The organism is Geomicrobium sp. JSM 1781026, assembly GCF_041949955.1.
GTDB lineage: Bacteria > Bacillota > Bacilli > Bacillales > Marinococcaceae > Geomicrobium_A.
The window spans coordinates 56,176-64,112 of sequence record NZ_JBHFQF010000014.1 but is presented as its reverse complement, the minus strand read 5'-3'; the positions used below and the strand labels follow the sequence as shown (position 1 = coordinate 64,112).

11 protein-coding genes are annotated in these 7,937 nt (G+C 43.3%); 3 read left to right on the top strand and 8 right to left on the bottom strand.

Going from position 1 to position 7,937, the window contains the following annotated elements; all coding sequences use genetic code 11:
- Nucleotides 1-375 precede the first annotated feature (375 nt).
- Complete coding sequence (locus ACE1TF_RS18920; RefSeq protein ID WP_375019055.1) at nt 376-579, bottom strand: hypothetical protein; 204 nt, start codon at nt 577-579, stop codon at nt 376-378.
- 84 nt (nt 580-663) lie between these two features.
- On the opposite strand from ACE1TF_RS18920, the gene ACE1TF_RS18915 reads away from it, so the two are divergent.
- Complete coding sequence (locus tag ACE1TF_RS18915; RefSeq protein ID WP_042402213.1) at nt 664-1,419, top strand: polysaccharide deacetylase family protein; 756 nt, start codon at nt 664-666, stop codon at nt 1,417-1,419.
- A 42-nt stretch (nt 1,420-1,461) separates the two neighbouring features.
- Here the strand turns inward: ACE1TF_RS18915 and ACE1TF_RS18910 are convergent, their stop codons facing one another.
- Together ACE1TF_RS18910 and ACE1TF_RS18905 are read right to left on the bottom strand one after the other, a co-directional pair.
- Nucleotides 1,462-2,739, bottom strand: a complete 1,278-nt coding sequence (locus ACE1TF_RS18910; protein WP_375019053.1) for a lysine N(6)-hydroxylase/L-ornithine N(5)-oxygenase family protein — start codon at nt 2,737-2,739, stop codon at nt 1,462-1,464.
- A 58-nt stretch (nt 2,740-2,797) separates the two neighbouring features.
- Entirely contained in the window at nt 2,798-3,397 is a 600-nt protein-coding gene (locus tag ACE1TF_RS18905) for a KinB-signaling pathway activation protein (RefSeq protein ID WP_375019051.1), read from the bottom strand.
- Between the two features lie 141 nt (nt 3,398-3,538).
- Between ACE1TF_RS18905 and gerD the strand changes: the two genes are divergently transcribed.
- The gene (gene gerD, locus ACE1TF_RS18900) at nt 3,539-4,132 is read left to right on the top strand and encodes a spore germination lipoprotein GerD (RefSeq protein ID WP_042402209.1); all 594 of its coding nucleotides are present in this window, start codon (nt 3,539-3,541) and stop codon (nt 4,130-4,132) included.
- Between the two features lie 30 nt (nt 4,133-4,162).
- Here the strand turns inward: gerD and ACE1TF_RS18895 are convergent, their stop codons facing one another.
- The 5 genes from ACE1TF_RS18895 to ACE1TF_RS18875 all read right to left on the bottom strand — a co-directional run bounded on the left by ACE1TF_RS18895 (nt 4,163) and on the right by ACE1TF_RS18875 (nt 7,180).
- The gene (locus ACE1TF_RS18895; RefSeq protein ID WP_042402206.1) at nt 4,163-5,215 is read right to left on the bottom strand and encodes an Mrp/NBP35 family ATP-binding protein; all 1,053 of its coding nucleotides are present in this window, start codon (nt 5,213-5,215) and stop codon (nt 4,163-4,165) included.
- Between the two features lie 59 nt (nt 5,216-5,274).
- A complete protein-coding gene (cwlD, locus tag ACE1TF_RS18890) occupies nt 5,275-6,006 on the bottom strand; it encodes an N-acetylmuramoyl-L-alanine amidase CwlD (RefSeq protein WP_042402203.1) in 732 nt (243 codons plus the stop codon).
- Nucleotides 6,007-6,077: 71 nt separating this feature from the next.
- On the bottom strand, nt 6,078-6,503 hold the full coding sequence (locus ACE1TF_RS18885) for a DUF2521 family protein (protein ID WP_042402200.1): 426 nt from the start codon (nt 6,501-6,503) through the stop codon (nt 6,078-6,080).
- Between the two features lie 113 nt (nt 6,504-6,616).
- Nucleotides 6,617-6,880: a DUF1871 family protein gene (locus ACE1TF_RS18880; protein WP_042402197.1), complete on the bottom strand. Its 264-nt coding sequence runs from the start codon at nt 6,878-6,880 to the stop codon at nt 6,617-6,619.
- 9 nt (nt 6,881-6,889) lie between these two features.
- On the bottom strand, nt 6,890-7,180 hold the full coding sequence (locus tag ACE1TF_RS18875) for a hypothetical protein (protein WP_042402194.1): 291 nt from the start codon (nt 7,178-7,180) through the stop codon (nt 6,890-6,892).
- Between the two features lie 71 nt (nt 7,181-7,251).
- On the opposite strand from ACE1TF_RS18875, the gene ACE1TF_RS18870 reads away from it, so the two are divergent.
- Nucleotides 7,252-7,749: a hypothetical protein gene (locus tag ACE1TF_RS18870; RefSeq protein WP_042402191.1), complete on the top strand. Its 498-nt coding sequence runs from the start codon at nt 7,252-7,254 to the stop codon at nt 7,747-7,749.
- Nucleotides 7,750-7,937 lie beyond the last annotated feature (188 nt).

The window sequence follows — 7,937 nt, the reverse complement described above, 5'->3', positions numbered from 1 at the left end:
TCTCCATTGAAAGTGTTCCTTTTTTCGTCAGCACGGGGGTGCCAACGAGGCTCGTGCTTCTTTAATAGAAGCGCTAGCTTTTATTGCTTTAATTCGCTTATCTTTCATTCAGTTTTCAAAGGGCAATATTTGCGCTGTCGCTGTTTTGGCGACTTTATTAATTTACCACAACCAGCGTTTCGCGTCAATAACTTTTTTAAAAAGTTTTCTCGGTGCGAACTGTTGTTCTCAAGCACAAGATATATCTTATCACCTGAGCACTTTGACTGTCAATAACTTTTTTTCAGTTGTTATCACCGTCGTTGTGGCGGATTTATAATATACCAATAACCTAAATAATATGCAACCATTTCTAGTAAATTCCTTTTAAATTTTTTAATTCATGTACGTTCGAATCATTTCTTTTCTCTCCATACGCTTGTATAACGCTCGAATCACGTCGCGCTTTTCTTCTACTGCCCTCAGTGACAAACCACTCACATCCTCTGATTGTATGCGCCTTTCGAGTAATTGCCATTCATAGTACAGCAGATCCCTTAGCTCAATTTCTTCTTTTTCATTAATGAGTAAACCAATCATCATTTGTCCTCCTTTTTCAGTTATATCTTGTCCGTTTGCGCATATACATAACCAGCAAGACGTCGGCAATAATGGGAGGGAGTCATGTCACAGTTTTGGGTAATCAATCGACGTAGTGGTAAAAAATATGTATTTATTGCTGTTATTGCTTTTTGTACCGCTTGTATTCTATTAATGGACAGACCTTTTTTGGCGGTGTTTTCAGGGGACAATGATGCGGGTGCTTTCTCAAGTGCCGATATTGAGGAAACGATCGCTAGCCTCACGTTTAATGTAAGCTGGGGAGAAGAAAACGTGGAGCCGATCTTGGATATCTTACAGGAAAAAGACGTTACCGCAACGTTTTTCGTCTCTGGTGTTTGGTCTGAACGTCACGTTGAGTTATTACAACGCATGGTTGAGGAAGGTCATGAGGTGGGCAACTATGGTTACTACTTCAAACCATACCCAGACCAAGAACCTGAAGATATTCGAAGAGACATGATGCAAAGTCATGATGTCATTTCAGAAGCTACTGATGCATCTCCGATTTTTTTTCGCCCTCCAGCAGGGATCTTTAATCAAGAAGTGTTAGATGCTGCAGATAATATGGGGTATTCAGTGATTCATTGGGCCACTGACGGAGCCGATTGGCAAAACCCGGGAATTGATGAGATCGTCACGAACATTAGCGACGAACTTTCCCCAGGTGACGTCATTATGTTAGATGCGTCAGATTCAGCAAAACAAACGGTGGAAGCACTCCCGCTCGTTATTGATCATTTGCGAGATGACCACTATGAGTTGGTTTCACTTCAGATGCTCATTAGCGAAGCCGAAGCTGAATACGAGGCATTATAGATAGATGAAAAGCCGAGCGCCTCATCACAGGGCGCTCGGCTTTTAAAATTGTTGAAACGGATGACTTCGTTTCAACTTATATGGGTGGTTCTTCGTCATACTGTTAATGATTTCGATGTTGCGTGTTACAGATAAAGCCAAGTTCGTCGCACTCGTGCCGTGGGAGTGTTCAAGGTTCGTGAGCATAAATACTAGGTGCTCCCTTTTATCCATGAAAGATAAACGGTAGTCCCGCTCAACTTTAGGCAACCCTTCCCCCTCCCAAACGAGGTCATCTTTCATCCGCTCAATAAAATCAGGCACTTGTGGTTGATACCCTGTGGCAAGTACCGTCCAATCAGAATCAAGCTCGAAGTTTCGACCCTCTTGCCATTGCTTGCACTGCAACTCGTGATTTGAATGATCGGAGTCCGAGAGTCCATTCACTTCTACACTTGACTGGATACTCACCGGGATCTCTCCTTCCGCTGTTCTGTGATACAGCAATTCATAGATCGATTTTAACGTTTTTCCTTCAACACCATTGCGTAAGCTAGTAAGGGAACCGAGCACATTTTGCCTTTCGTCAAAAGACAACCGATGAAAATGGTCAACATAATCAGGCGTAAACTTTTCTTGACCTAACTTACTTTCTTCTAATTGAAAGAAACCAGGTGAACGTGTGAGCCACGTTAACGAGTAGCCAAAACGAATTTGGTTTTCCAGCAAATCATAGAAGATCTCTGCTGCACTCTGGCCCGAACCAACAACAGTCAGCCGATCCCCGCGTTTGATTTCTTCGGCATGAAACGTATATTCGCTAGAATGAATCACTTGATGCGCTCGATTATCTTCCATTGCTGGTGGGAACATCGGTGTGCTTCCCGTCCCAACAACAACATGATTTGCGGTCACCACTGTCTGGCTTTTCGTTTTCACATCTTCAATTGTGCACGTATAAAACGTCCCTTCATTTCGTACGTCAACCACCCGCTTTCCAAACGCCAAGCTGCTCACTTTCTTCGCTACCCATTGGCAATATGCATTGTACTCTTTCCTAGGCACATTCCATTCCTTAAAGAAGTAAAACGGGAACATGCGCTCATGTTCATGTAAATAATTTAGAAACGTGTATTCACTGCGAGGATTGGCCAGCGTCACAAGATCCGCAATAAAAGAAATTTGAAGATCTGTTCGGTCAATTAACATCCCCGGATGCCATTCGAAATGATCATTCTCATCAAAGAATACAGCGTTGAGTTCTGTGCCTTCTTCCAGTAATGCTGCCAAACTTAAATTAAATGGGCCGATACCCACTCCTAATACATCCACGTGCTTCACCATATCGACGTCCTTTCTATCTATACACAAAAGTACAGGCCTCTCAGCCTGTACTTGATTATTTATCTTGGCGTTGTAGCCTGTGCAGCGCAATGAGTTGATACGTGTTCGCTGCAATTAGTGGCGCTAAGTAGATCCACAGCCACACACTATCGTTAACGACTTGTACTGTTAAAGCTGGCACCCATTCGATCGTTGTAATGACAAACATAAAGAATACCGCGGGGACAAACGCCGTCCAGTTCGTCTCTTTCATCTTCCAATAGGCAATAATCACCGCATAAATTAACAGAAGCGTCGGTGTAATCAAATAGCCTGTCCAATGTTCCCCAGGTTCTGCGTATGCAATATATCGTAAATACACAAGATCAAAATACACAAAAGCAATCAACAGTATTTGAATAAGATTCCAAAGTTTTCGCGTTTTAAACAACGATAATGCAAATCGATGCAAGACGAGGTAAGCAAAATACCCCATTTGTGCGACAATACTCACCGCTGCACCAATTCCAAGCATCCAGACGACACCCCAGAAAAAGTTCCAAAACCCTTCTTCTTGGAACACATCCCATGTTAATGGAACACCGACAACCGCACCACCTGCCGCTCCGATAAACATCGTCGTGAAAAATAGATAGACAACTTTTCTAGTATTCACAAGATCATCCCTTAAGACCAAAATCACACAGGTTACATTTTACCAATCACTGTGCGAAAAAGCTAGCTGACGTTTAAAGGGTTGCATATTTTGTCACGGTTTGAATCATAGTAAGAAAAAACGAAAGGGGGCTTACAATCCATGGTTCCATATGGACGCCTCTTGGCTTTATTAACATCTATCATTATTTTAACGGGGTGTGCCGCTTTTCAAGGAGAAGCCCAGGCCGATTATGATGAAACAAAACGGATGGTTAGTGACGTCATTAAGACAGAAGAAGGTAAAGAAGCGTTGCGCGAAGTGTTAAGTGAAGAGGAGTTTCAATCCTCATTAATCATGGAGCAATCATTTATTCAAGATACAATTCACGACACCCTCGTATCAAACGAAGGAAAAGAGTATTGGGCCCAACTCATGGAAGACCCTGATTTTAGCTTAAAAATTGCCGATAGCATGCAATCAAAAAATGAAGAGATCTTAAAACGCCTCATGAAAGATCCCGATTACCAAACGATGATGATGGATGTGATGCATGATCCGGAAATGGAGCAAGCAACACTTGAATTAATGAAAAGCAAAGCGTATCGCGAACAAATGATGACCGTCATTGCCGAAGCATTACAAAACCCTCGTCTTCAATCACAGTTGCAACAAGCAGACAATGCCAGTGATAGTGAGGAAAGCAGTGAGGGAGAGGAAGAAGAAAGCGAATCGTCTGGAAGCGAAGAAGAGTAAAGTGAACGCTCACTTTACTCTTCGGTCGTTTTACGATTCTTTTTTACGAATGACGTTTCGGGCAAGTTCACTATAAATTTGACCGATTGGGTGCTCTTTTGCGTATACAGAAGGTGCAAAATCTTCATGGTCAATATCGGGTTGCCCAAGTGGAATTTGGCCAAGAAGGTCCGCTTTTAACTCTTCACTCAAACGCTCACCGCCACCTTGACCGAATACGTACTCCCGCTCTCCAGTCTTTTGACTTTCAAAGTAAGCCATATTCTCAACAATACCGAGAATGCGGTGGTTACTCTTAATCGCCATAGATCCAGCACGAGCCGCAACAAACGCCGCTGTTGCATGCGGAGTTGTAACGATAATCTCATCTGACTCTGGCAGCATCGTATGAACGTCCAAAGCAACGTCACCTGTACCTGGTGGCAAGTCCAAGATGAGGTAGTCAAGATCTCCCCACGTCACTTCCTTGAAGAAGTTCGTTAACATCTTCCCGAGCATTGGGCCACGCCAGATGACGGGGGCATTGTCTTCAACGAAGAAGCCCATGGAGATAACTTTAACACCGTAACGCTCAACTGGGTGAATCTTCTCACCTTCAACCGTTGGACGCTTTTCAATGCCCATCATGTCCGGAACACTAAAACCGTAAATGTCTGCATCAATAATGCCAACTTTCTTACCTTCCCGGGCGAGGGAAACGGCTAGATTGACGGAAACCGTGGACTTTCCAACGCCGCCCTTACCGCTAGCGACAGCAATGAAATTCACTTTGTTATTTGGGTCTAGCAAGCCGAGTTTTTTCGCTTCCTCTTCAGGATCGATGTGCTTGCTGACTTCTTCCTCTGTTAACTGCTCAAAACGAAGTCCGACGCTATTTGCCCCTAGCTCCTTAACAGCAGCAACAATGTTTTGTTGCAATTTCATCTGACCGCTCGTACCGGTTTTTGCGAGCGCGATCTTTAGACTAACGTTCTCATCTTTGATCTTAATTTCCCGAATGCCTTCGGTCTCAAGAATACTTTTATTCAAATCCGGATCTTTTATAGGTTTAAGTACTTCAATAATTTCTTTCTCATTTAACAACGTTTTACACCTTCCTTTAGTGTGACTGCATTTATTATATCACACCTAAAGGCTAGGTTTTACTGTTCTGCCTCATTCTCCTTCGCCATTTCTGGAACTTTGTACCGAAGCATTCCTTGATAGATCGATGCGGCAATTTTGTCTTGGTATTCTTCGGATTGAAGGTCAGCCGCTTCATCTGGATTCGATAAAAACCCGACTTCAACGAGAACACCTGGAATTTTGGCTTGATCAACAATGTATTTGCCATTGATGGCTAAAGCGGTCCGGTTTGTGTTCTCCAACTGCCGAATCATTTCGCTTTGAACACTCTCGGCCATGTTTTTGCTGTCTTCAAACGTGCGATTATAGAACGTCTGTGCCCCACGCCACCTCGGTGAAGGAATGGCGTTTAAATGTAAGCTTATATAATAATCACTATTCGTTTCATTAATAAGCGCAAGCCGGTTTTTTAAATCTTCTGTTTTCCGGTTTGAATACCCCTGTGTATCACTCGCAGCCAAATCACTATCATCCTCGCGCGTCATGAGCACAAGTGCTCCTGAAGCTTGCAAATAGTCCCTTAATTTTAAGGAAATAGCCAAGGCAATTTCTTTTTCTTGCGTACCGTCACTAGCACTAGATCCCCCATCCACGCCTCCGTGCCCTGGGTCGATCACAATGATTTGTCCGCTTAACGGCATCTCAAGCCCTGCTGTATTTTCTGAGGAAAACATGGAGAAGATAGCATAAACCGCTAAACCTGAAAAAATGATCGCTAGAGGAGTGCCGATGAACATTCGTTTCGTCATGATGAACAGCCCCTTTTGGGAGTTTAGTTCATCATATGAAAAACAAGACGAGCATATGCCCGTCTTGCCCGTTAACGTCTTGCTTTTGCATGCTTTTTCCCCGTATCAAAGCCCAAATCCCACCAATGCTTCACATAGCTGGCTGCACCGTGCGCCACTTTTTCGGATTCAACCGTCTTATCTTGAATCCAGTCAGAAATGAACAAGTTCAATTCCATCATACGGTTTTGCAAGTGATCGTCTTCATGAGGCACTGCTTTTCCTAGTCGAGCCTCAGTCATACCACGCTTTCCTGAATACAGAAATGTTTCAATGGCGAGATCCATACACACTTCTTCAAGGAATGAATGGCGAAATCGAAAGGTTCGGCTAATCGGAACGAGGTATTTCTCAGTTGCAGCAACCATATCTTCCATGCTGAGGGTATGAAGCAATGATTTCTCCGTCTCCCAGTCTCTTGCCCGCTTCTCCTCTTGAAAAGAAACAACAGCTCCCAATTCCAGCCCCCCTCACTCCATAGTATGGGGCGACTCGCTGGATTCATGACTGGGAATTGCCGAATGTTCCACGAGAAACATTTGACAGTATGATTCGCAGCAACATGCAAATACTAATGGTTGCTACTCAGTTCCTGCCAGATGATATGGGCTACACGAACGCAAGCGTTCCAATCATGGTCATCTGAAAACGACTCATCTAATATTTGTTTTATCCGATTCGCCAAGTGATTCGCATCGGACGTCTTTTCCAGTTGATCGATGATTTGTTTAATTTCCACTTCATATTCGTCCAGAGGCGCGCCGCCAAGAAGCAACAATTGCGGATCCCACTCATTAATGATTTTTTTGACAGTCATATCTTTTGTTTGTGTCAACGTTACACCTCATATCCAGTACATGGTAAAAAGACCGATTAACACGACGACAGACGGACTACTAAAAAGCAGGAAATAAATCGCCCAGCGGTGTCGGTTTGCCCTTTCTATATTCGTCTCAAAATTCTCACTAGTCAACGCGCTTCTTTTCGTAATCCCAACAACAAACCCACCAACTACTAAAGACACAATAATGACAATGCCTGCCCCGTTCAAAAGGATGTTTACATTTGCTGACATCCATGCAACGAGTGCGAGCACACTAACCGTAGCGATCCCTAATAACAAAGATACAAGCATTTGAACTCCCCTTCCCCATCTTCTCATAGTATACCTTTTCCTGTTACCCTAGTAAAAAAGGAGATGAGGAAGTGACGTTGATGAAATCCATTGTTGTAATGATTGTCTTGGCTATGTTAACCGCTTGCTCTTCTTCCACACTTAATGAGGCAGTTGAAAGTTCATATGAAGGAAATGATTTTACTGCAAACATTACGCACGTAACAGGGGTAACTGAAGAGGAAAACAAAGAAGCTTTAACGTTGAGTGCCGATTCAATGCTGCTTTATGTAACCGTTGAAATTGAAGCGACCGATTCCGTCCACATCGACCAACGCTTTTACGAACGGTTTGAGATAGAAACAACGGTCGAGCCGTTCCCTATATCACCATTCATTGAACAACTTCAAGATGCGCCAGATGATATGCAAATCGTTAACGTTCAAGAACAGCAGCTAAATGCCGGTGAACAAACTTCGATTGAGCTTGCTTATAACATTCAGCAAGGATCAGATGCGTATCAATTGCACGTGCATGACGGCCCGAGCATTCAATTTCCTAATGATAAATTGCAATCCAATCGGCCTTAAGCAAATTAAATCGGCATAACCCGATTTAAAGCTCGGCACCTTAAAAACCTTAGAAATGCATGGATACGTGGCTCCTTGTCTATGACTTGTTTCCGCAAATTCAAGTATAGAAGACAAAAGAGCCTGCGTATTTTATTTTCCTCAGTTGTTTTTCAACCCAACATTTAGTGTAGAGCCCAAAAAGAAGC